Source organism: Pseudonocardia pini (assembly GCF_013870575.1).
Lineage (GTDB): Bacteria > Actinomycetota > Actinomycetes > Mycobacteriales > Pseudonocardiaceae > Pseudonocardia > Pseudonocardia pini.
On the sequence record NZ_JACBXB010001170.1, the window covers coordinates 1 to 1,185 of the forward strand.

At 75.6% G+C, this 1,185-nt stretch carries 2 protein-coding genes; one reads left to right on the forward strand and one right to left on the reverse strand.

Annotated features, from left to right (window positions below; all coding sequences use genetic code 11):
- On the reverse strand, positions 1 to 601 hold a 601-nt coding region (locus tag H5J29_RS33530), incomplete at its 3' end, for a LysE family translocator (RefSeq protein ID WP_181784885.1).
- 64 nt (positions 602 to 665) lie between these two features.
- Between H5J29_RS33530 and H5J29_RS33535 the strand changes: the two genes are divergently transcribed.
- The coding region (locus tag H5J29_RS33535; RefSeq protein ID WP_312858519.1) for a DUF5685 family protein at positions 666 to 1,185 on the forward strand (520 nt) is incomplete at its 3' end.

Here is a 1,185-nt window from a genome sequence, read left to right on the forward strand (position 1 = left end):
GAGCATGATGTCCAGGATGACGACGTCGTACTCGCCTCGGAAGGCCGCGTCGAGGCCGGAGGGCCCGTCGTGGCGCAGGCGCGCCCGCGGCGAGGCCCCAGGCCGAGTCCAGCACCGCGGCCGTCAGGCAGAAGAGGAGACCGAAGACGAGCAGCTGGACGGCCGGGTTCGGGGGCTGCGGGCCGAGGAACTGCGGCAGGACGGCGGCGAAGAACACCAGCGCCTTCGGGTTGGTCAGGCCCACGACGACGCCCTGCAGGAAGACCCGCCGGTCGGCCTGCACGCCCGGGGCGCCGAGGGCCGCGACCAGGTCACCGCGGGTGCGGAAAGTGTGGACGCCGAGCCAGACCAGGTACGCGGCGCCCGCGAACTTGATCACCGTGAACACCACCGCCGACGCCGCGGCCACCGCCCCCAGCCCGAGCGCGACCACCACGACGAGCACCGCCACCCCGGTCGTGTTGCCCGCGACGCTGGTCAGCGCCGCCCGCCTGCCGTGGGCCAGCGCGCGCCCGACGATGAACAGCACGCTCGGGCCCGGGATCGCGACCAGGACCAGCGACGCGGCGAGGAAGGCGAGGATCGCGCCCGTGGACGGCATGGGCCTGCACGCTATCCGGCCCACCGCGCACGGGCGAGGGGATCGTCCCGCTACGATCTTGCCCGTGTTCGGCATGATCCGGCCCTGCCGGCACACCCTGGCCCCCTCCCTGCGCGCCGAGTGGATGGGCCACCTCTGCGGTCTCTGCTACGCGCTGCGAGACCACCACGGGCAGGCCGCGCGGATCGCCACCAACTACGACGGCCTCCTGATCTCCGTCCTGCTCGACGCCCAGTCCCCCGCGACCCCCGGTCGTCGCAAGGCGGGCCCGTGTCCGTTGCGCGGCATGCGGACCGCGACCGTCGCGACCGGCGACGGGGCTCGACTGGCCGCCACCGTCTCGCTCGTGCTGGCCTCCGCGACCCTCGCCGACCACGCCGCCGACGGCGACGGCGCCTTCGCCCGACGCCCGGTCGCGGCCGCCGCGACCCGGCTCGCCGGGAGCTGGTCGCGACGCGCCTCGGCGGGGGCCGCGGAGCTGGGGCTGAGCTCGGCGGTGCTGCTCGACGCCGTCGCGCGCCAGCCCGCCCTCGAGCACGCCGGGTCGAGCCTGCTCGCCGTGACCGAGCCGACCGAGACCGCCA